At 69.6% G+C, this 21,768-nt stretch carries 17 protein-coding genes; 16 read left to right on the top strand and 1 reads right to left on the bottom strand.

What is annotated here, in order from left to right:
• The first annotated feature begins 720 nt into the window (after positions 1-720).
• The gene (locus tag OR600_RS05960) at positions 721-1,230 is read left to right on the top strand and encodes a hypothetical protein (RefSeq protein WP_135977213.1); all 510 of its coding nucleotides are present in this window, start codon (positions 721-723) and stop codon (positions 1,228-1,230) included.
• Between the two features lie 111 nt (positions 1,231-1,341).
• Here OR600_RS05960 and OR600_RS05955 read toward each other — a convergent pair whose 3' ends face one another.
• Positions 1,342-2,823, bottom strand: coding sequence for a DUF1846 domain-containing protein (locus tag OR600_RS05955; protein ID WP_135977214.1), 1,482 nt, complete (start codon positions 2,821-2,823; stop codon positions 1,342-1,344).
• Between the two features lie 177 nt (positions 2,824-3,000).
• Here OR600_RS05955 and pyrG point away from each other — a divergent pair, with 177 nt between their 5' ends.
• The 15 genes from pyrG to ftsZ all read left to right on the top strand — a co-directional run bounded on the left by pyrG (position 3,001) and on the right by ftsZ (position 21,765).
• Positions 3,001-4,662 carry a CTP synthase gene (pyrG, locus tag OR600_RS05950; protein WP_265590818.1) on the top strand — a complete coding sequence of 554 codons (1,662 nt, stop codon included), beginning with the start codon at positions 3,001-3,003 and terminating at the stop codon, positions 4,660-4,662.
• Between the two features lie 9 nt (positions 4,663-4,671).
• Positions 4,672-5,589 (top strand): site-specific tyrosine recombinase, encoded by a 918-nt coding sequence (locus OR600_RS05945; protein WP_135977457.1) that lies wholly within the window; start codon positions 4,672-4,674, stop codon positions 5,587-5,589.
• An 876-nt stretch (positions 5,590-6,465) separates the two neighbouring features.
• On the top strand, positions 6,466-6,900 hold the full coding sequence (locus OR600_RS05940; RefSeq protein ID WP_135977216.1) for a division/cell wall cluster transcriptional repressor MraZ: 435 nt from the start codon (positions 6,466-6,468) through the stop codon (positions 6,898-6,900).
• A gap of 8 nt (positions 6,901-6,908) precedes the next feature.
• A complete protein-coding gene (gene rsmH / locus OR600_RS05935) occupies positions 6,909-7,856 on the top strand; it encodes a 16S rRNA (cytosine(1402)-N(4))-methyltransferase RsmH (RefSeq protein ID WP_135977217.1) in 948 nt (315 codons plus the stop codon).
• A 169-nt stretch (positions 7,857-8,025) separates the two neighbouring features.
• Positions 8,026-8,430: a cell division protein FtsL gene (locus OR600_RS05930; RefSeq protein WP_265590817.1), complete on the top strand. Its 405-nt coding sequence runs from the start codon at positions 8,026-8,028 to the stop codon at positions 8,428-8,430.
• A gap of 42 nt (positions 8,431-8,472) precedes the next feature.
• Positions 8,473-10,227: a peptidoglycan D,D-transpeptidase FtsI family protein gene (locus tag OR600_RS05925; protein WP_204407646.1), complete on the top strand. Its 1,755-nt coding sequence runs from the start codon at positions 8,473-8,475 to the stop codon at positions 10,225-10,227.
• 52 nt (positions 10,228-10,279) lie between these two features.
• Positions 10,280-11,722, top strand: a complete 1,443-nt coding sequence (locus OR600_RS05920; protein WP_135977219.1) for a UDP-N-acetylmuramoyl-tripeptide--D-alanyl-D-alanine ligase — start codon at positions 10,280-10,282, stop codon at positions 11,720-11,722.
• Complete coding sequence (gene mraY, locus OR600_RS05915; protein WP_135977220.1) at positions 11,722-12,741, top strand: phospho-N-acetylmuramoyl-pentapeptide-transferase; 1,020 nt, start codon at positions 11,722-11,724, stop codon at positions 12,739-12,741. The genes OR600_RS05920 and mraY overlap by 1 nt, the downstream gene beginning before the upstream one ends.
• A 13-nt stretch (positions 12,742-12,754) precedes the next feature.
• On the top strand, positions 12,755-14,176 hold the full coding sequence (gene murD / locus OR600_RS05910; RefSeq protein WP_135977221.1) for a UDP-N-acetylmuramoyl-L-alanine--D-glutamate ligase: 1,422 nt from the start codon (positions 12,755-12,757) through the stop codon (positions 14,174-14,176).
• Entirely contained in the window at positions 14,173-15,765 is a 1,593-nt protein-coding gene (locus OR600_RS05905) for an FtsW/RodA/SpoVE family cell cycle protein (protein ID WP_265590816.1), read from the top strand. Before murD ends, OR600_RS05905 begins: the two co-directional genes overlap by 4 nt.
• A 3-nt stretch (positions 15,766-15,768) precedes the next feature.
• Positions 15,769-16,899, top strand: coding sequence for a UDP-N-acetylglucosamine--N-acetylmuramyl-(pentapeptide) pyrophosphoryl-undecaprenol N-acetylglucosamine transferase (locus OR600_RS05900; RefSeq protein WP_135977223.1), 1,131 nt, complete (start codon positions 15,769-15,771; stop codon positions 16,897-16,899).
• A gap of 77 nt (positions 16,900-16,976) precedes the next feature.
• On the top strand, positions 16,977-18,380 hold the full coding sequence (gene murC / locus OR600_RS05895; protein ID WP_251173210.1) for a UDP-N-acetylmuramate--L-alanine ligase: 1,404 nt from the start codon (positions 16,977-16,979) through the stop codon (positions 18,378-18,380).
• 49 nt (positions 18,381-18,429) lie between these two features.
• Entirely contained in the window at positions 18,430-19,347 is a 918-nt protein-coding gene (murB, locus tag OR600_RS05890) for a UDP-N-acetylmuramate dehydrogenase (RefSeq protein ID WP_135977225.1), read from the top strand.
• The gene (locus OR600_RS05885; RefSeq protein WP_265590815.1) at positions 19,301-20,422 is read left to right on the top strand and encodes a cell division protein FtsQ/DivIB; all 1,122 of its coding nucleotides are present in this window, start codon (positions 19,301-19,303) and stop codon (positions 20,420-20,422) included. Before murB ends, OR600_RS05885 begins: the two co-directional genes overlap by 47 nt.
• 242 nt (positions 20,423-20,664) lie before the next feature.
• Positions 20,665-21,765 (top strand): cell division protein FtsZ, encoded by a 1,101-nt coding sequence (gene ftsZ / locus OR600_RS05880; RefSeq protein ID WP_204407102.1) that lies wholly within the window; start codon positions 20,665-20,667, stop codon positions 21,763-21,765.
• Positions 21,766-21,768 lie beyond the last annotated feature (3 nt).

The following is a 21,768-nucleotide window of genomic DNA, read 5'->3' as shown; positions in this document are numbered from 1 at the left end:
AGGGGTATTGCAGCAGAGGCTACGAGTTCAGTTTCACCAGAAAGTCGTTCTGTTCTCTTGGACGGGGTTCTGGATACGTATATGTCCTTCTATTGCTACGTAAACCCTGCTCATAATCGCAGAGAGTTTAATCAAACTTACAAGAGGTTATATTTCGGCCATAGCTACACGAGACTTAACAAAGATTTGATTATCGGTTCCATGAGTGGTTACCCTTGCCCAGTTGACCCCTCTCATGGAGGCGACTGCTACGACTTGAAGTGCCAATATAGGGTTTGGTGATTATGGTGAGTGATTCTGTCGTCAAGAATGGACATTTCGGTTTAGTTGTTGCTTTGGTTCCGTGTACTTCCCTTTTTGTCCTAGGCGAATCTGCTCTTGCTCAGACTGGGGCTGGGGGAGCATCAGGTTCCACCTCTATCATCCAAGGCCGGTCAGCAGCTGAAGAGGTTGTTGATACATATTGTACATTTGACGGGATTATAGGATGAGTCCCATATAACCGTTATAGGTTTGGTGACACATACAAGGTGATTTCATTTAGGAACACTTATAATTTTGTTGGTGTCGAGAGGGTCGGCGAGCCGGAGTTTAAATCCTCTAAACTTGATGGATCAAGTACTTTCAAAATAAATGGAAATGGTGCAATCGGTTGGGTAACAACTTGGAAGTGTATTTATTCGGTTAGGTAAAGTGGCTTCGTAGAGAGAAGGTCGCGCCATGGTGGGCTCTGCAAGGATTCGTGTCGCCTCAGCCCTCGTCGTGGCCGGGGCCTGGCTCCTCTCGCTCCCGCTTGCGGAACCGACGCTTCGTGGGTTCTTCTTCATCCTCGGCACCGAGGGGGTGGCCTCGGCCTCTTTCGGCGACCTGGCGCTGGCATACGGTCCGGCGGTCGTCGCGGCGGCGGTCGTCTCCCCGTTGCTGGTCGCCGTCCAGGGGTTCTTCGTCGCGCGGTTCGTCCGCGGCGACGACTCGGTCCCCCTGTCCCGTGGGGCCCGCCGGGGTGTGCGGCTCGCGGTGGCGGCGATGGTGGCCGCCTACGGCGCCCTCGTCCTCTGGAGCCTCTCCCATACTGGCCTCGCCTCGGCGGAGCTGTGGGCGACGGTGGTGTTCGGGATGGGGTACCGTGCCCCCATGGTGGCGCCGTTCCCGAGCCTCTGCGCCTTGGTGGGCATCCTAGCGGCCATGGGATGGGGGCGCAAAGCCCCGATTGCCGAGCCTTTGGCCTGATCTTGCGTTTGCCCATGCGCCTGAAAGCGATTGAGGGTACGTGCCTCGCACGTACCCTCAATCGCTTTCAGGCGCAGCGGACGCCCGCGTGCCGCGAGGCGATCCCTGCCGTTAGCGGTGGTAGTAGCCCAGCCCCTCGTAGCGGGGCTCGCAGCACACGTTGATGCCGAGCTTCCGGTAGACGCTCTCGTCGGCCTCCGAGAGGATGACCGAGAAGAACGCGTCGCAGCCCTTGAGGCTGGCGAGGCCCTCGAGCACGGCGGCTGCCACCTCGTCGGTGGCCGACGACTGCGAGAGGGCGATGAGCGTCTCGTCGGAGTGCAGGCGCGGGTTGTGTCCGTGGAGGAAGCGGGTCTTGAGGCGGCAGATGGGCTCGAGGGCGTCCTCGGCGATCACCGGGGTGTCGGGGTCCACCCCGGTCACGGCCTTGCAGGCGTTGAGGAGCGTGGAGCTCGCGGCACCGAGGAGGTCGGAGGTGCGGCCCGTGACCACGGTTCCGTCCGGGAGCTCGAGGGCCCCCGCGGGCGCCCCGGTGGTCTCGGCCTTGAGGAGGGCGGCGCTCCTCGCCGGCAGCAGGTCGGCGTCCACGCCGGCCTGCTTCATGAGGAGCTCCAGGCGGGCCTGGGCGTCCTGGCCGTCGCCGGTGCGCTTGACGTGGCAGGCGGCTTGGAAGTAGCGGCGCACGATCTCGCGGCACGAGGCCTCGCGGCACGCCCCGTCGTCGGTGATGGCCGAGCCCACCATGTTGACGCCCATGTCGGTGGGGCTCATGTAGGGGCTCTCGCCGGCGATACGCTCCATGAGGGCGCGGACCACGGGGAACACCTCGACGTCGCGGTTGTAGTTGGTGCAGGTCTTCCCGTAGGCCTCCAGGTGGAACGGGTCGATGATGTTGGAGTCGCCGAGGTCGGCCGTGGCCGCCTCGTAGGCCACGTTCACCGGGTGGGTGAGGGGCAGGTCCCACACGGGGAACGTCTCGTACTTGGCGTAGCCGGCCGAGACGCCCCGGCGGTGCTCGTGGTAGAGCTGGGAGAGGCACGTGGCGAGCTTGCCGGAGCCGGGACCCGGGGCCGTGACCACCACGAGGGGCTTGGAGCACGGCAGGTACTCGTTCTTGCCGAAGCCCTCGTCGGAGACGATGCGGTCGATGTCGTGGGGGTAGCCCTCGATGGTGAGGTGCAGGGCGCAGGGGATGCCGAGGGTGGCCAGGCGCCGGCGGAAGGCGTCGGCGGCGGGTTGCCCGGCATAGCGCGTGAGGACGACGCCGGCCACGGGGACCTGCTGGGAGCGGAAGAAGTCGGCCAGGCGCAGGGCGTCCTCGTCGTAGGTGATGCCGAGGTCGCCGCGCACCTTGGACTTCTCGATGTCCTGGGCGTTGATGGCGATGACCACCTCGAGCTGGTCGCGGAGCGTCGTGAGCATCTGGAGCTTGGCGTCGGGCTCGAAGCCGGGCAGCACGCGCGAGGCGTGGTAGTCGTCGATGAGCTTGCCGCCGAACTCCAGGTACAGCCTGCCGCCGAACTGCCCGATGCGATCGCGGATCCGCTCCGCCTGGAGCCTCACGTAGGCGTCGTTGTCAAAGCCCGTCTCCATGGGGCCCCCTTCTCTCGTGTTTGCACAGGTGCGATTATGGGCCAGGACCGGCTTGTGCGCTGGGCTCATTACCATCCCATGAACTCGGGGACGCCCTTCGGGGGACCGGGGCGCCCGTATTAGAATGAGGTTCCGTAGGGACCCGTTCATTTTCAGTGAAAGTGCAGGTAGAACCATATGACCAAGCACGTCTTCGTCACCGGCGGCGTCGTCTCCTCATTGGGCAAGGGCATCACCGCCGCCTCCCTCGGACGACTGCTGAAGTCCCGCGGCTACAAGGTCATGATGCAGAAGGCCGACCCGTACCTGAATGTCGACCCCGGCACCATGAGCCCGTTCCAGCACGGCGAGGTCTTCGTCACCCAGGACGGCAAGGAGACCGACCTCGACCTCGGCCACTACGAGCGCTTCATCGACGAGAACCTCACCCGCACCTCCAACTTCACCACCGGCCTCATCTACCAGTCGCTCATCGCCCGCGAGCGCGCGGGCGACTTCCTCGGCGGCACGGTGCAGGTGGTGCCCCATGTAACCAACGCCATCCGCGACAAGTTCCGCATGATCGAGGAGCACACCGACGCCGACGTCGTGATCACCGAGCTTGGAGGCACCATCGGCGACATCGAGGGCCAGCCCTTCGTGGAGGCCATGCGCCAGTTCCGCAACGAGAAGGGCCCGGCCGACGTCTGCTTCATCCACGTGAGCCTCGTGCCCTACATCAGCGCCGCCCACGAGGTGAAGACCAAACCCACCCAGCACTCGGTCAAGGAGCTCCGCTCCCTGGGCATCCAGCCCGACTTCATCGTCTGCCGCAGCGACCACGAGGTCGACGAGGCCATCCGCGCCAAGATCGCCAACTTCTGCGACGTCCCGGCCGACCATGTCTTCGAGAACTCCGACTGCCCGTCCATCTACGACGTCCCCATGCACCTCGCCGAGCAGGGGTTCGACGTGGAGGTCTGCGAGCGCCTGGGCCTCGAGCCCCGCGAGCTCAAGATCGGGGACTGGACGGCATTCACCCGCGCCATGCACGCGGCCGACGCCCAGTCCGACACCGTGCGCGTCGCCGTCGTGGGCAAGTACACCCAGCTGCCCGACGCCTACCTCTCCATCATCGAGGCCCTGCACCACTCCGGCGTCTACTTCGGCCGCCACGTGGAGGTCCAGCTGGTTGACGGCGAGAACCTCACGGCCGACGACGTCGAGGAGGTCCTGGGGTCCGCCGACGGCATCCTCGTGCCCGGCGGCTTCGGTGTGCGCGGCCTCGAGGGCAAGATCCTGGCCGCCGAGCGCGCCCGCACCCGCGAGGTGCCCTTCCTCGGAATCTGTCTCGGCATGCAGGTGGCCGTCTGCGAGTTCGCCCGCCATGTCGCCGCCATGCCCGACGCCAGCTCCACCGAGTTCGTGCCCGACTGCGAGTACCCGGTCATCGACCTCATGCCCGACCAGGAGGACGTCACCGACATGGGCGGCACCATGCGCCTGGGCGCCTACCCCTGCAAGGTGGCCCCCGGCACCCTGGCCCACGAGGCCTACGGCGAGGACCTCGTCTACGAGCGCCACCGCCACCGCTACGAGGTGAACAACGCCTACCGCGACGAGCTCCGCCAGGCCGGCCTCACCATCTCCGGCGTCTCGCCCGACGAGCGTCTCGTCGAGATGGTGGAGCTCCCCGAGGACGTGCACCCGTGGTTCGTGGCCGCGCAGTTCCACCCCGAGTTCAAGAGCCGCCCCACACACCCGCAGCCGCTGTTCCGCGAGTTCGTGCGCGCCGCGGTGGCCTACCACGACGGCTGCGACCGCCACGGGGTGGAGCCCCCGGCGGACCTCGGGTACTGACCTGTGGACATGGACGTCGCCGTGGGCGCCTTTCTCGACTACCTCGTGGCCGAGAGGGGCGCCTCGTCCAACACGGTGGCCGCCTACGGGCGCGACCTCCGGCGCTACGTCGACGACCTCGCCGAGCACGGCGTGACCGACACCTCCGGCGTCACCCGCGCCGACGTGGAGGGGCACGTCTCGCGGCTCTTTGAGCAGGGGAGGGCCGAGTCGTCGGTCAAGCGCGCCACCTCGGCCGTGAGGTCGTTCCACCGCTTCCTCGTGGCCGACCGCGTGGAGGAGGCCTACCCGGCGGCCGAGGTGCGTGCCCCCAAGCAGGGCGAGCACCTGCCCGACGTGCTCTCGGTGGAGCAGGTCTTCTCCCTCCTGGACCAGCCGTTCCCCGACGACGCCGCCGGCCTGCGCGACCGCGCCATCCTCGAGGTGCTCTACGGCTGCGGCCTGCGTGTCTCCGAGCTCTGCGGCCTGGACCTCCTGCGCGTCTCCCTCGCCGACGGGCTCGTGCGCGTCGTGGGCAAGGGGTCGAAGGAGCGCCTCGTCCCGCTGGTGGGCACCGCCGCCGACACCCTCGCGGTCTACCTCGACCGATCACGGCCCCTGTTGGCCTCCACGGCGTCCGCCGCCGGGCGCAAGGCCGCCTCTCAGGGGGCGGTCTTCCTCAACCGGCGGGGAGGCCGCCTCACGCGTCAGGCCGTCCACGGGCTCTGCGAGCGCTGGGGGCGCTATGCGGGTATCGAGGGGCTGCACCCCCACACCCTGCGCCACAGCTTCGCCACCCACATGCTCCAGGGGGGCGCCGACCTCCGGGCAGTGCAGGAGATCCTGGGTCACGCCGACGTGGCCACCACCCAGCTCTACACCCACCTGGACCAGACCCACCTGCGCGGCGTCTACCTGGGGGCGCACCCCCGGGCTCACGAGCGCTGACGCCGGCATCGCCCCGGTCTGCCCTGACGGCGGTGCCTGGCCCATCTGTCACCCAGCCCCCGATATGCGCCCCTAAGCCATCCCCGGTTGTCGGGGCCCAGCCGTCCGGGGTCTTGCATCAAAGGGGACGACCTCCCGGCCCGCGGCGCGCATCGTCAGATGCGCGCCGCGGGCCGGGCCGGAGTTCTCGTGATGCAAGACCCCGGACCCGCGTGGCGAAGGCTCCCGTTGCCGTCCCACCTTCTCCCACCGCCTGTCCCACCTCGCTCCACCATGGGGCCACATCGGCTCCCACTGGACACCCTCCGGGGTCAAATGTGGAGGCGCGTCACAAAGAGGCAACGCTTTTTCAGGGGGATGGGCCGTTTAGCCCAAGGACCGCTCCCCGCGACTCGATTCGCAATCGCATAGATGCCGATTCTGATAACACCAGCAAGTGAGGGGCGCCCTCCCGCAAACTCCGGGAGGTGGAGAACCGCCGTCCCACGGTCATCAGCAACAGTTCAGCTTATGTAACCAATGGGAAACAAAAAACTTCCGCAGGGATACTATGAGAATTGCAACCCATAAACCTATCTCTGATAATAATTCATATATGAAATAAAAAAAGAACGTCCCCGTATTTCTTAGCTAGGTTTTTGCGCCCTACCGAACAGGTTTTCGACTGAAGGCCACCAAGGGGCCTGACCTGCTCGAACAGCCGTTCTGAATCAACATGAGGTATATCAAAGTCACGGTTCGGGGCCAGATGTTGTGGGTGGGTTCTGGGGGGACAAAGTGGGTCGAAGTGTTGCTAAAAGGTGGGCGCCACCCTAGAATCAGTGCCATGCAACGGCGAGGGAGCCGGGGCAGACTCGGTTTCGCGGGGGACTCCAGATGTATCTGACGGGCAGCAGGAAGCATAGCCTTGACTCCAAGGTGCGCCTCACGCTTCCCGCCGACATGCGTCGGGAGTTCGCCGAGAAGGTCTGCCTCGTCCCCCTCAACGACGCACTGTACGGGTTCACCCCCGACGGGCACCGGGCGTGGGTCGACGGGTTCTTCCCAGACGGCTTCAACCAACGGTCCAGGGACGACGTCCGTCTCCGCCAGCTCCTGAACTCCAGGACGGTGACGGTGGACATCGACTCCGCGGGGCGCATCGCGCTCGGCAAGGTACCTGAGGACGTGCGGGCCAAGCTCGGCCTCGCTGGCGAGGTCATGGTCGTGGGCAACGACGACCACTTCGAGCTCTGGAACGTCGAGGAGTGGGAGAGGGCCCAGGAGGCCTTCGACGACGACCTCGAGGCGCTCATGTTCGGCGGGATGTAGGTGGACCATTGACAGAAGAATACCGGCACGTACCCGTACTGCTCGACGAGGTCGTCGAGCACCTCGACCCCAAACCGGGCGAGACCGTCTGCGACTGCACCCTCGGCGGGGCAGGCCACACCGTGGCCCTCGCCGCCAAGGTTGCCCCCGACGGCCTCTCCCTGGGGATCGACCAGGACGACGCGGCCCTCGCCGCGGCTTCCGGGCGCATGGAGCGTGAGGCGCCCGGGGCGGACCACCTGTTCCTCAAGGGAAACTTCGGCCAGCTCGACGAGCTCCTGCTCGAGGCCGAGGTCCCCGGGGTGGACTGCTTCCTGTTCGACATCGGGGTCTCGAGCCCGCAGCTCGACCGCGCCGAACGCGGCTTCTCGTTCCACGAGGACGCCCCGCTCGACATGCGCATGGACCCGGGGAACAACCCCACAACCGCAGCAGAGGTCATCAACACCTACTCCGAAGCCGACCTCGCCCGGATCCTACGCGTCTACGGAGACGAGCGCCACGCGGCCGCCATCGCCAAGGAGGTGGCCCGCCGGCGGGCCAAGGCGCCCATCGAGACGACCTTGGAGCTCGCCGACGCCGTGTCCTCGGCCTACCCGGCCAGGGACCGCCGTGGCAAGCACCCGGCGCGCAAGGCCTTCCAGGCCCTGCGCATCGAGGTCAACCGCGAGCTCGAGGTGCTGCGGAGCGGCCTCGAGGCTGCCATCCGCTGGGCCAACCCCGGCGGGCGCATCTGCGTCATCAGCTACCACTCCCTAGAGGACCGGCTGGTGAAGCATGTGTTCACCGAGGCCTCGCAGGGCTGCACCTGCCCACCCGACCTCCCGGTCTGCGTGTGCGGGAACGTGCCGGTACTCCGAGTCGAGACCCGTCGGCCCATAACGGCCGCCGACGGGGAGGTACAGGCGAACCCCCGGGCACGGAGCGCCAAGATGCGCGTCGCGGTCAAGCTGTGACGCACACGCGGCACCGGGCCCACCCCAATCAGCTTTATCTGGGCCGCAAGGCCCTCGGATAAAGACGCGGGCACCACCGACGCACCACTACCACACCACAACGCACCTCAAACGCACCACCAACGCACCACACCACACTCCACCGCACCACACTTTCATTGGGGGCACCATGAACTACCGGGGATCTGAGGCCGAGCGCCTCGACAGTCGCGACTCCGCGCGGCAGGGCGCGCGCCGCTCCTTCGACGTCGTCGAGGGCGCGGGGCTCGACTCCGCCGTCCGACGCGGCGTGGCCCCGGAGCGCCTGGCGGCCTTCAGACTCGCGCTCGCGTGCGTGGCGGTCTTTCTCGTCCTGGGCGTCGCCCGCGTCGCCGTCACGGCGGCCACCGTCCAGACCCTCGAGGCCAACTCCGGGCTCGCCGGCCAGGTCAGCGCCGCCGAGGACACCGCCAAGGAGCTCCGCATCGAGGCCGCGGTGCTCTCCAACAACTCGCGAATCACCACCATCGCCACCGAGAACCTCGGCATGGTCTACGCGGGTGCCGGCGAGTCGCTCACCGTGAGCGTCTCCTAGGGCACGCCAGCGACCTGCCGGGGCCGCCCCCGAGGAGGGCCCGTGTCACGGAACCAACAACCCAAGCGCCCCAGGAGCCCCCGCAGCCGCGGGGGCTCTTCCTACGACGGCGAGCGGAGCCAGGCCCAGAAGGGCCTCTTCTCGTCCATGGGCTACCTGCTTCTGGCCATGGGGGTCGTGGGCGTCGCGCTCGTCGCCCGCCTCGTGTGGCTCCAGGTGGTCGACGGCCCCCGCATCGCGGAGGACGCCCGCACCCAGCGCACCAACGTCATGACCCTCCAGGCCAAGCGCGGCACCATCTACGACCGCAACGGCAACGTGCTGGCCACCTCCGTGGAGTGTCGCACCCTCTATGCCAACCCCAAGGAGGTCACCGACCCCCAGGCCGTGGCCAAGGTGCTCGCCGACAACCTCGGCGGCACGGCCCAGGACTACCTCTCGTACCTCACCCAGGACACCACGTTCGTCTACATCAGGCGCAAGGTCGACACCTCGGTGGCCGACAAGATCCGCTCCGCCCTGGCCAAGGCCGAGCTCACCGGCCTCTACCAGCTGCCCGACATGAAGCGCGTGTACCCCTATGGCGCCGTGGCCGGTCAGGTGCTGGGCCTCGTGGGCACCGACGGCGAGGGCCTCACGGGCCTCGAGCTCCAGTACAACGACATCCTCTCGGGCAAGAACGGCGAGCGCGTCCTCGAGACCGGCGTCGGCGGTACCCCCATCGCCGGCGGCGCCTACATGGAGGAGCCCGCGCAGGACGGCACCGACATCGTCATCTCCCTCGACATCGACATCCAGGAGATAGCCGAGAAGAAGGTCGAGGAGGGTGTGGGCACCTACTCCGCCGAGACCGGGTTCGCCACGGTGGTGGATCCCAAGAACGGCCAGATCCTCGCCATGTGCTCCACGCCGTTCCTCGACCCCGAGGACACCGCCGAGGTGACGCCCGAGCAGCTCACCGTCAGGAGCTTGACCGACTCCTACGAGCCCGGCTCCGTCATGAAGGTGCTGACGCTGGCCGTGGGCCTGGAGAACCACTCCTTCAACCTCGACACGAGCTTTACGGTCCCCGGGAAGGTGCAGGTGGGCGACGACTACGTCGGCGACGACGACGACCGCAAGGAGACCATGGCCATGACGCCGCGCGAGATCATGCGGCGCTCCTCCAACGTCGGCGCCGTCCTCATGGGCACCGCCGAGGGGGCCCAGGCCTTCTCGGAGGGCATCGCCAGGTTCGGCATCGGCCAGACCACGGGCATCGACTACCCCGGCGAGGTGGCGGGCCTCGTGACACCCCTCGACTCCTACACCTCCGCCTCCCTCGGCGCCATGTCCTTCGGCCAGGGCGTGGCGATCCCGGGCATCCAGATGGTGCGGGCCGTGTCGGCCGTGGCCAACAAGGGCGTCCTCACGACGCCCCACTTTCTCATCTACAAGGGCACCGAGGAGGTGCAGTGGCCGGAGGGGGAGCGGGCCTGCTCCGAGGAGACCGCAGACCAGGTCGTCGACGTCATGCGCACGGTGGTCCAGGAGGGCACCGCCACCAAGGCCGCCGTCGAGGGCTACGACATCGCGGCCAAGACCGGCACGGGCGAGCAGGCCTCCGAGGAGGGCGGTTACAAGAAGGACAGCTACCTCGCCTCCTTGGTGGGGTTCGCCCCCGCGTCCGACGCCGACGTGCTCGTGTACGTTGCGTTCAACGGTGTGTCGCAGCTGGCCTCGGATTCTGCGGCCCCGGTCTTCTCGGCTATCATGGGTGAGTCGCTCTTGGACATGGGTGTGGACCCCACCGCCTGACGAGCGCTTTCGGCTTTCACGATCGGGCGCACCGCGCCTCTAGGGGAGTGACATGTACAGAGCATCGGTATCAGAGACCGCCCGACGCGGCGGCGCCACCGTGGTGGCGGGCGACGCGTCCGTCGAGGTCGGGGACTTCACGGTCGACTCGCGGTCCGTGGGGGAGGGCGGCTGCTTCGTCTGCTTCCACGGCGAGTCCCGCGACGGCAACGCCTATGCCGCCGCGGCCCTCGAGGCCGGGGCGGCCTGCGTGGTCATGACCCGCGAGGCCACGGCCGCGGAGGCCGCCCTCGCCGAGGCGCACGGCGCCTGCCTCCTCAGGGCCGACGGCGACGACGCCGAGGGCTTCCTGCTCCGCCTCGCCGAGTCCTGGCGCCTCGAGCAGGGCTGGTGCGTCGTGGGCGTCACGGGTTCCGTGGGCAAGACCACCACCAAGGACATGCTCGCCTGCGCCCTGGCCGCCGCATGGCGCGTGCACTCCAACAGGGGCAACCTCAACAGCGTCATCGGCGTGCCCCTCACCGTGCTCTCCGCCCCGGACGACACCGAGGTCTTCGTGTGCGAGATGGGCATGAACCACGTGGGCGAGATCGACGCCATCGCCCGCTGCGCCCGCCCCCACGTGGGCTGCGTGACCAACATCGGCACGAGCCACATCGGCATCCTCGGCAGCCGCGGGAACATCGCCCGTGCCAAGGCCGAGATGGTGCCCTGGCTGGCGGCCGACCGCGGGCTGGCCTCGTCCCCCGCCCCCGCCCCCGCCATGGCCCTCACGGCCTCCGACGACTTCACCGCCCTTATCGGCGGTATCTGCGAGGAGGAGGGCGTGGCCACCGACGTCGTGGGCGGCCGGGACTCCGCCGTGCGCGCCGAGGGCGTGGAGCTCGACGGCGACGGCTGCCCCCGCTTCACCGTGGTGACGCCCCAGGGGTCCTCCGAGGTCCACCTGCGCCTCAGCGGGCGCCAGACCGTGCCCGACTTCCTTTTGGCCGTGGACCTCTGCCTGCGCCTGGGCATGGGGCTCGGCGACGTGGTGGCGGCCCTCGAGGCCATGGAGCCCACACACATGCGCGCCGAGGTCGTGGCCGCCGCCCGCGGCTTCCGCGTCATCGACGACTCCTACAACGCTAGCCCGTCCTCCATGGCCGCGGCCCTCGACCTGCTTTGCGAGATGGACTGCGACGGGCGCCGCGTGGCCGTGGTGGGGGAGGTGGGCGAGCTCGGTGACGAGGCACCCCGCCTCCACGGGCTCATGGGCGCCTACCTGGCCGCCAAGCCCCTCGACATCGTGTGCGTCGTGGGCGGGGAGATGGCCGACGCCATGGCCGACGCCGCCCTCGTCATGGGGCTGTCGGACGACCGCCTCGTCCGCGTGCCCACCGCTGCCGACGCAGCGCGCGTCCTCGGCCCCGTCCTCGGCGAGGGCGACCTCGTCCTGGCCAAGGCGTCCCGCTCCGTGGGGCTCGACGCGTTCGTGGAAGAGGTGCGTGCCTGATGCTCGCCGTCCCCGCCTACCCCACCTACACGATCTTCCTCGCCTTCGGCATGGCCGTCGTCGTCGCCATCCTGCTCATGCCGCCCTTCATCCGCTTCATGAAACGCGACGGCATCGGCCAGCAGGTGCGTGCCGACGGCCCCCAGACCCACCTCGTCAAGCAGGGCACGCCCACCATGGGCGGCGTCGTGATCCTGGTCGCCATCCTCGTCACGCTCGTGTTCTTCGGCCTGTGGAGCCCCGACCTCATCCTCGCCGTCGGTGCCACCTACGCCACGGCCCTGCTCGGCCTGGCCGACGACATCGAGTCGGTCTCCCACGGCCGCTCCCTCGGCCTCACCCCGGCCCAGAAGATGGCGGGGCTCACCCTGGTCTCCGTGGTCTTCTGCCTCCTGGCCGTCAACTGGGCCGGCATCACCCCCACGGTCACCTTCCCGGGCGGCTTCTCCGTCGACCTCGGCGTGCTGGCCTTCTCCGTCGGCGGCGTGTCCGTGCCCTGGGTCTACATGGTCTTCGTGTTCCTGCTCTTCGCGGGCCTCTCCAACGCCGTCAACCTCACCGACGGCCTCGACGGCCTTGCCGCGGGCACGGTGCTCGTGGTCATGGTCTTCATGGCCATGGTGTGCTTCCGCTACAACGAGCTCTCCCTCGCCGTCTTCGCCGCCTGCGTGGCCGGTGCCTGCGTGGGCTTCCTTTGGTACAACTGCCACCCGGCCCAGGTCTTCATGGGGGACACCGGGTCGCTCGCCCTCGGCGCCGCCTTCGCGGCCTTGGCGGTCCTCACCAAGACCGAGGTCACCTCGCTCATCATGGGCGGCCTCTTCATCGTCGAGGCCCTCTCGGTCATGATTCAGGTGGTCAGCTTCAAGAAGACCGGCAAGCGCGTCTTCCTCATGGCACCCCTGCACCACCACTTCGAGAAGAAGGGTTGGAGCGAGACCAAGGTGGTCATCCGCTTCTGGATCGTCTCGGCCGCCTTCGCCGCCCTCGGATTCGCGCTCTACTTCCAACTCGGATAAGGAGGCACCTCCCATGGACAACGTCCGTCCCGACGCGCTGGGGGACGTGCTGGTCCTGGGCCTGGGCCACACCGGCCAGGCCGTGGCCCGCTACCTCCTGCACCTGGCCGACGACCCCGCGACCGCGGCCCGTGTGGGCTCGGTGACCGTGGTCGGCGGCGCCAAGAGCTCCGACGGCCCCGCCGCCCGGGCGCTCCGCGCCGCCGGCGCCGCCGTGACCGTGGGGGAAGACTCCGTGGAGGGCTCCTACGACCTCTGCGTCGCGAGTCCCGGCATCTCCGAGTTCTCCGATCTGTTCGCCGCGGGCCGTGCCGCCTCGGGCGCCGTCGTCGGCGAGCCCGAGCTCGTGTGGCGCGAGAGCCCCGAGCGCTGGATCGCCATCACCGGCACCAACGGCAAGACCACCACGACGTCGCTCGCGACCGCGCTCCTGACGGGCGCCGGCATCGACGCCGTGTCCGTGGGAAACATCGGCACCAACCTCGCCGACGCCCTCGACGCGGGGCGCCCGGCGGGCCGGTGGTACGTGACCGAGCTCTCGAGCTTCCAGCTGGCCACCACCGAGCGTCTCCACCCCCGGGTCGCCTGCCTGCTCAACGTGACGCCCGACCACCTGGAGTGGCACCGCACGTTCGACGGCTACGTCGCGGCCAAGGAGCGCGTCTTCGCCAACCTCGACCCCTCCGACCTCGCCGTGCTCGTCGTGGACGACCCGGTGTGCGCGCGGGTGGCCGACGGCCTCGAGGCCCGCGGCCTCACGGTCTGCCGCGTTTCCGTGGAGGGCGTGCCCGACGCCCCGTGCCGCGCCTACCTCGACGGGGACACCCTCACCGTGGACCTGCCCGACGGCACCCACCGCCTCGCGGACTTCTCCGCCATGGCGCTCGAGGGGCCCCACAACGCCGCCAACGCCCTCGTGGCGAGCGCCTGCGCGCTGTTCGCCGGGGCGCCCGACGACGCCGTGACCGCCGGGCTCGTCGCCTTCGGCCCCCTGGAGCACCGCATCGAGCCCGTCCGCACCGTGGACGGCGTGCGCTACGTCAACGACTCCAAGGCCACCAACACCGACGCCGCCGTCACGGCCGTGGGCGCCTTCGCCCCAGGCACCGTGGTGTGCCTCGTGGGAGGCCACGACAAGGGCGGCGACCTCGCCGACTTCTGCCGCGCCATGGGCGGCGCCTGCCGTGCCGTCGTCGCCTACGGCGAGGCCCGGGCCCGCATGGGCGGCGCCCTCGAGGAGGCCGGCGTCCCCGTGACCTACGCACCCCACATGGCCGAGGCCCTCGAGGCCGCCCGCGCCCTCGTCCGGCCGGGCGACGTCGTGCTGCTGTCGCCGGCGTGCTCCTCCTTCGACGAGTTCTCCGGCTACGAGGAGCGCGGCCGCGCCTTCAAGGACCTCGTCCGAGCCCTCGTGCCGGAGGGGGGCCGCCGGTGAGCCGGGCCCGCAGCGACAGGGGCGCCGCCAAGGCCCCCGCCAAAGACGCCCCCAAGGCCGCCGGCGGCGCCCGCGGCGCGTCCGACTGGCTCTCGTCGGTGGCCGCCAAGGTCCCCGCGCGCATTATGGAGCCGCGTCTCACGCTCATCCTCGCCACGACGGCCCTGGTGGTGTTCGGCCTCGTCATGGTGTACTCCGCCTCGTCCGTCAAGGGCATCATCAACGGCGAGAGCCCCTCCTCGTACCTCGTGAAGCAGCTCATCGGCACCATCCTCGGCCTCGTGGCCTGCGTCGTGTGCGCCAAGGTCGACTACCACACGTGGGGGCGCCGGTGTCTGCCGTGCCTCTGGGTCCTCGCCGTGTTGCTCATGGTGGTCGTGCACCTGCGCGGCACCGACTCCCACGGCGCCACGCGCTGGATCTCCCTGGGCCCGCTCTCCTTCCAGCCGTCGGAGTTCGCCAAGATCGTGGTGGTCGTGACGGCCGCCGCGGTCATCGCCGACTACGTGGTGGGGCACCGCCCCGCCACGCCTGTCGCCTTCCTCGGGGAGGCGGCCTGGAAGGTCGGCCTGCCCGTGGCGCTCGTCCTGTTCCAGCCCGACAAGGGCACGACGCTCGTGCTCGGGGCAGTCATCTTCTGCCTCTGCCTCATGGCGGGGCTGCCGAGGAGGCCCCTTCTCGTCTGCGCGGCCGTCGCCGTGGCCGCCTACCTCGCCCTGTCCCTCAAGGACGACTACTCACGCAGCCGTTTCCTCATCTTCCTCAACCCCGACTCCGACCCCACGGGGGCCGGCTACCAGGTGATCCAGAGCTTCCGCGCCTTCGGCTCGGGGGGCCTCTTCGGCACGGGCATCGGCATGGGAGCCATGAAGTACTCGTACCTGCCCGAGGCCCACAACGACTTCATCCTCGCCGTCATCGGCGAGGAGTGCGGCCTCGTGGGCATGGTCCTGGTCATCGCGCTCTTCGCCCTGATCCTGTGGTCGGGCTTTCGCATCGCGCGGAACGCCCCCGACTTTTTCGGCAGCCTCCTGGCGGCGGGGTCGAGCATGCTCATCGTCTTCACGTTCCTGCTCAACCTTTCCGGCGTCATCGGCGCCTTCCCGCTCTCGGGCAAGGCCGTGCCGTTCCTGTCCTACGGCGGCACGTCGATGATGGCGTCGCTGCTCGTCGTGGGGACGATCCTCTCGGTGTCGGTGCACAGCCGTCTACCCGAGACGGTCCACGACCGGCGGCGTCGGAGCCTCGGGGTCGTGCGCGACGGCGCCCCGGCACCCGTGCCGACGGTCGAGGGCTCCACGGCCGGCGCCCCCACGGCGCGGTCGCTGCGCCTCGTGCACGACTCCGGCTCCCGCGGCGACGCCCGGCGGGGAGACCCGGGGGCCGGGGGCCGGTCGGGCGACCGCGGCGGCGGCCGCGAGGGGTCCGGAAGGGACGGGTCCCACCCGGAGGCGCGACGCACCCGCGACTCCAGCGGGCGCGAGCGGATCGAGCTGGGGCGGAGCGCCACCGAGCGCCTCAGGCCCGAGCGGGGGCCGGAGGTGCGCGAGCGTCGCGGCCCCTCGTCAAGGAACACCGGAAGGAGATAGCCCGTGGGTGATTCGCTGAACGTGGTCATCGCCGCCGGCGGCACCGCCGGCCACATCAACCCGGCCCTTGCCTTGGCCGAGGAGCTCCGCGACCGGGGCCACCGCGTCACGTTCTTCGGCCAGACGGCCAAGCTCGAGGGGACCCTCGTGCCCGAGGCGGGCTTCGACTTCGTGCCCATCGAGGTGCGGGGCTTCGACCGCTCGCGGCCCTGGACGGCCGTCTCGGCCCTCGTGCGTACCAAGATGGCGGAGCGCGACGTCGCGGTACACTTCGCCCGCACCGGCGCCCCCGACGTCGCCGTGGGCTTCGGCGCCTACGTGGAGGTCCCCCTGCTGTCCTGGTGCGCCGCGCATGGGGTGCCGGTCATCCTCCACGAGCAGAACTCGGTGCCGGGCCTCGCCAACAAGATGCTCGCCCCCAAGGCGGCCACGGTGGCCGTGGCGCTGCCCCAGGCCGTGAGGACGCTCTCCGGCCACGCCGGGGCCGGCACCAACGTCGTGGTGGTGGGCAACCCCGTCCGCCGCTCCGTCATCGAGGGCGACGGCGCCCGCGGCCGCGCCTCCCTCGGCATCCCCGACGACGCCCGGGTCCTCCTCGTCTTCGGCGGCTCCCTCGGCGCGGCGTCCGTCAACGACGCCATGGTGGCCCTCAAGGACGAGCTCCTGTCGCGTCCCGACCTCCATGTGGTCCACTCCTGCGGCCGCGACGGCTACGAGGCCACGGTCGAGGGGCTCCGCCTCACCGACGGGGAGGCGGCCCGCTGGCACGTGGTGCCCTACATCGCGGACATGGGCGACATGCTCGCCGCCGCCGACCTTGTGGTCTCGCGCGCCGGCGCCAGCTCCATAGCCGAGATCGCGGCCCTCGCGGTGCCCTCGGTGCTCGTGCCCTACCCGCATGCCACGGCCGATCACCAGACCACCAACGCGCAGTTCCTCGTGGGGGCGAAGGCGGCGGTCCTCGTCCGCGACGACGAGCTCTCCGACCCCTCCTTCCAGGGGTTGCTCACGGGCCTCCTCGACGACCGCGCGCGCCTGGACGCCATGCGGGCGGCCGCCCGCGGCCTCGCCCAGGACCAGGCCGCGGCGCGCCTGGCGGACCAAACGGAGAAACTGGGGAAACAGGGCCGCTAGCCGGCTCAGGGGCTACAGTCTTTACCGATACGGACACGGCTGTCGCGCCCCGCCCGGGGCGCTCGAGAGGGGCATCCATGACAGACAACGGGCTTGGCTTCGAGCGCGCCCACTTCATCGGCATCGGCGGCGCGGGCATGAGCGGCATCGCCCTCGTCCTCCACGAGCGCGGCTGCGCGGTCACCGGCTCCGACCTCAAGGAGTCCCGCTACGTGCGCGACCTGCGCGACGCCGGCATCGAGGTCGCCATCGGCCACCGGGCCGAGACGGTCGACGAGCACCGCCCCGACGTCGTGGTGACCTCCACGGCCGTGCCCGAGACCAACCCCGAGGTGGTGCGCGCCAAGGAGCTCGGCATCCCCGTGTGGCCCCGCGCCAAGATGCTCTCGGCGCTGTCCCGCGGCCGCCGTACCGTGGCCGTCGCCGGCACCCACGGCAAGACCACGACGTCGTCCATGACGGCCACGATGCTGGCCAACATGGGCCTCGACCCGTCGTTTCTCATCGGCGGCATCGTGGAGGACTTCGACACCAACGGCCGCAACGGCTCCGGCGACCTCTACGTGGCCGAGGCCGACGAGTCGGACGCGTCGTTCCTGCTGCTCGACCCCGACATCGTAGTGGTCACCAACATCGAGGCCGACCACCTGGACCATTACGGCAGCCTCGAGGCCATCGAGGAGGCCTTCTCCCAGTTCATGGCCTCGGCCGGCGAGGACGGCACCGTCATCTGCTGCGGCGAGAACCCCCACGTGGTGGAGCTCGCCCGCGCCGCCGGCCCCCGCGTGGTCTCCTACGGCTTCGGCGGCCAGAACGACGTCGTCTGCACCCCGGACGCCGCCACCCGCTCCATCTCAAGCTCCATGGAGGTGGGCTTCCCCGACGGCCAGCTCGCCCACGTGACCATCAAGGGCAACCCCGGCTCCCACAACCAGCTCAACGCCACGGCGGCCCTCACCGTCGCCTGGGTGCTGGGCCTCGACATCGCCGAGGCCGCCCGGGCCCTCTCCGAGTTCGGCGGCGTGCGGCGCCGCTTCACCCACGTGGGCGACGTCGCCGGCGTCACCGTGGTGGACGACTACGGCCACCATCCCACCGAGGTGGCCGCCACCCTCGCCGCGGCCTCCGGCCTCGACTTCGACCGCGTGGTGGTGGCCTTCCAGCCCCACCGCTACAGCCGCACCCAGGCCCTTGCCCCGCAGTTCGCCCATGCCTTTGACGACGCCGACGCCCTGCTCGTCATGGACGTCTTCCCAGCCGGCGAGATGCCGGTGCCCGGCGTCTCCGGCAAGACCGTGGCGTCGGCCGTGGAGGCCGCCGGCTCGGTGGGCGACGTCCGCTACGTCCCCGGCCGCGCCGCCATCGCCGCCGCCATCGCCGAGGAGGTCCGCCCCGGCGACCTCCTCATCACCATGGGTGCCGGCGACGTGACCATGGTGGGCCGCGAGTTCATCGAGCTCATGAAGGAGCGCGAGTCCTAAGGGCGCCCCTCCCCCTCAAACGCGCCGCCACCGCACCCCCGGGAGACCAATGAGCCTGTTCAATGCATTCATGTCGCTGTCCGGCGCCTACGACGCCGACGTGCGCCGGGACGAGCCGCTCTCCCGGCGCACGTCGCTGCGCGTGGGCGGCCCGGCCGCCCTCTCGTGCTGCGCCCACAGCTACCCGGCGTTGGCGCGGGTCCTCGACACCCTCCGGCGGGAGGGCGTGCCCACGGCCGTCCTCGGCAAGGGGTCCAACGTGCTCGTCTCCGACGACGGGTACGAGGGCTGCATCGTGAGCCTAGGCCGCGAGTTCTCCCGCATCGTGGTGGACGTCGAGCGGGGGACGGTGTCGGCGGGCGCCGGCGTGCAGCTCGCCAAGGTGGTCAACGCCGCCTATCAGAGCGGCCTCTCGGGCCTCGAGGACCTCGCGGGCATACCTGGGACCGTGGGGGGCGCCGTCGTCATGGATGCCGGCAGCCGCCACCACTGGATCGGCGCCGCCGTGAGGGCCGTCGTCTGCGCCAAGCCGGGGGAGGGGCTCGTCCGCCACGAGGGGCCCGACATCGACTGGGGCTACCGGCGGACCTCCATCCCCGCCGACGAGACCGTCCTCGAAGTGGAGCTCTCCCTCGCCCCGTCCACCAAGCCCCAGGTGGCCCGCGCCATGGACCGTCGGCTGGCCGTCCGCAAGGGGAGGGTCCCCATGGGCGTCCCCTCCACCGGCGAGGTCTTCATGGACCCGCCGGACCTCTCGGCCTCCCGGCTCCTCGCCGACGCGGGGCTCCGGGGCGCGCGGTCGGGGGGCGCGCTGGTGAGCCGGCTCGACCCCGGCTACATCGTCAACGACCGTCAGGCGCGCGCCGTGGACGTGCTCGCGCTCATGCACCGCATGCAGGAGACCGTGGAGGAGGCGAAGGGTGTCAGGCTCAAACCGCAGGTCAAATTCCTCGGCTTCCAGTCGTAGGCGCACGGACCGGCCCGCGAGGGGGCGGCGCCAGGCGCCCGCGCCCCGTCCCACCCGGCGCCTCGCGGCGGCGGGCAGCGCGCGCGAGACCAAGTCCGTCGGCCGCCTCTCGGTCGCGGGCCTCGGCCTCACCGACCACAAGCGCCGCCCCTGGCCGGCCGCCCTCAAGTGGGCCGTCGCGGCCCTCGTCGCCGTCGGCCTCGTGGTGGGCGCTCTCTTCGCGGCGAGCCTGACCCCCGTCTTCACGGCCACCTCCATCGAGGCCGAGCCGTCCGACCACCTCACGGCCGAGAACATCATCAAGCTGGCCGCCGTGCCCGACGGCGCCACGCTCCTCAACGTCGACACCGGGGCCATCGCCGAGCGCTTGGCCAAGAACCCGTGGGTCGCCGATGTGAGCGTGCGGCGGGAGTACCCCGACCGCCTCCGCATTACCGTGACGGAGCGCGACATCCTCGCCATCGTGGTCGTGAGCTCCGGCAACGTCGCGTGGTACCTGTCGTCAGACGGCACCTGGGTGGAGCCCGCCAAGCTTGCCGGCGGCTCCGACAGCCTGGCCGACCAAGCCCTCGCCCTCGCGCGCCAGGAGGGCTGCCTGCTCATCCGCGACGTGCCGGGCACCGTGTCGCCCAAGGCCGGTGCCAAGACCACGGACGCCCCCATCCTCGGCGTCATCGACTACCAGAAGGGCTTCACCAAGGGCCTCGCCGACCAGGTGGTGTCCTACTCGGCCTCGAGCGAGGAGGCCATCTCGTGCGTGCTCGAGAGCGGCATCGAGGTGAGCCTCGGCGACCCCTCCCAGATCTCGTCGAAGGAGGCCGTCGTCAACGAGCTCATGGCCCAGCACCCCAACCAGCTCACCTACATCAACGTTCGCAACCCCGCCAAGCCGAGCTTCCGTAGGGTCTCGAGCAACTCCGTGGCCCAGGGCAGCGGTGTGCAGGCGCCGGCAGCCGACGGGGGAGGGGGCGACCCGCAGGCCCAGGGGGACAGCTCCCAGGGCTCCGGTGACGGTACCAGGACGGGGGACGGCGACCAGTCCGCCGACGGCTCACTGCCCACACAGGATGGTTGAGGGTGAGGTAGAGGGTTATGCTTTTGAAAGCCGCCGGTAAAGGCTCTAGCTGGGACGTTCATAGGACTGACAGACCGGTTGACGGGTCACTCGCATTTATGGCAATATAAGTCGCTTTAGCTGATTCGTAGAGCTTAACTTGAACCTTAGGGTTCAGCGGGGGAGGGCGAGCAGGCGTCCGCCTCGAAGAAGAAGGACCTGCGCACCACACAGGAAGGCCGGGAGCATCCCGAGGAGGAACCATGAAGGACACCGAGACCCCCAACAACTACCTCGCCGTCATCAAGGTCGTGGGCGTGGGCGGCGGCGGCACCAACGCCGTCAACCGCATGATCGAGGAGGGCATCCGCGGCGTCGAGTTCGTCGCCGTGAACACCGACGCCCAGGCCCTCGCCCTCTCCGACGCCGACATCAAGGTGCACATCGGCACCGACCTCACCAAGGGCCTTGGCGCCGGCGCCAACCCCGAGGTGGGCATGCAGGCCGCCGAGGACTCCCGCGACGAGATCAAGGCCGCCCTCGCCGGCGCGGACATGGTCTTCATCACCGCGGGCGAGGGCGGCGGCACCGGCACCGGCGCCGCCCCCGTCGTGGCCGACATCGCCAAGAACGACATCAAGGCCCTCACCGTGGCCGTCGTCACCCGCCCGTTCACCTTCGAGGGCCGCAAGCGCGGCCAGCAGGCCGTGGACGGCGTGGACGCCCTCGCCGAGAACGTCGACACCCTCATCGTCATCCCCAACGACCGCCTGCTCGACCTCGCCGAGAAGAAGACCACCATGCTCGAGGCCTTCCGCATGGCCGACGACGTGCTGTGCCAGGGCACCCAGGGCATCACGGACCTCATCACGGTCCCCGGCCTCATCAACCTCGACTTCGCCGACGTCTGCACCATCATGCGCGGCGCCGGTACGGCCATGATGGGCATCGGCCTCGCCTCCGGCGACTCCCGCGCCGCCGACGCCGCCCAGGAGGCCATCTCCAGCCGCCTGCTCGAGAGCTCCGTGGACGGCGCCACCCGCGTCCTGCTCTCCATCTCCGGCAACAAGGACCTCGGCATCCAGGAGATCAACGACGCCGCCGAGGTCATCGCCCAGAACGTGGACGCCGACGCCAACATCATCTTCGGCACCGTGGTCGACGAGAGCCTCGGCGACCAGGTGCGTGTGACCGTCATCGCCACCGGCTTCAACGACGGCAACGTGCAGCCCCAGCTCAACATGGGCGGCTTCGGCGCCTCCGCGCCCAAGCGCGCCGCGGCCCCGGCCCCTAAGCCCGCCTCCAACAACTTCGGGGACCGCGAGTTCGACATCCCCGACTTCCTCAAGCGCGCCCGCGGCTGATGG

This window comes from Granulimonas faecalis (assembly GCF_022834715.1).
Taxonomy (GTDB): Bacteria; Actinomycetota; Coriobacteriia; order Coriobacteriales; family Atopobiaceae; genus Granulimonas; species Granulimonas faecalis.
Note: the sequence above shows the minus strand (reverse complement) of the source record. Positions and strands in the feature narration are given on the sequence as shown.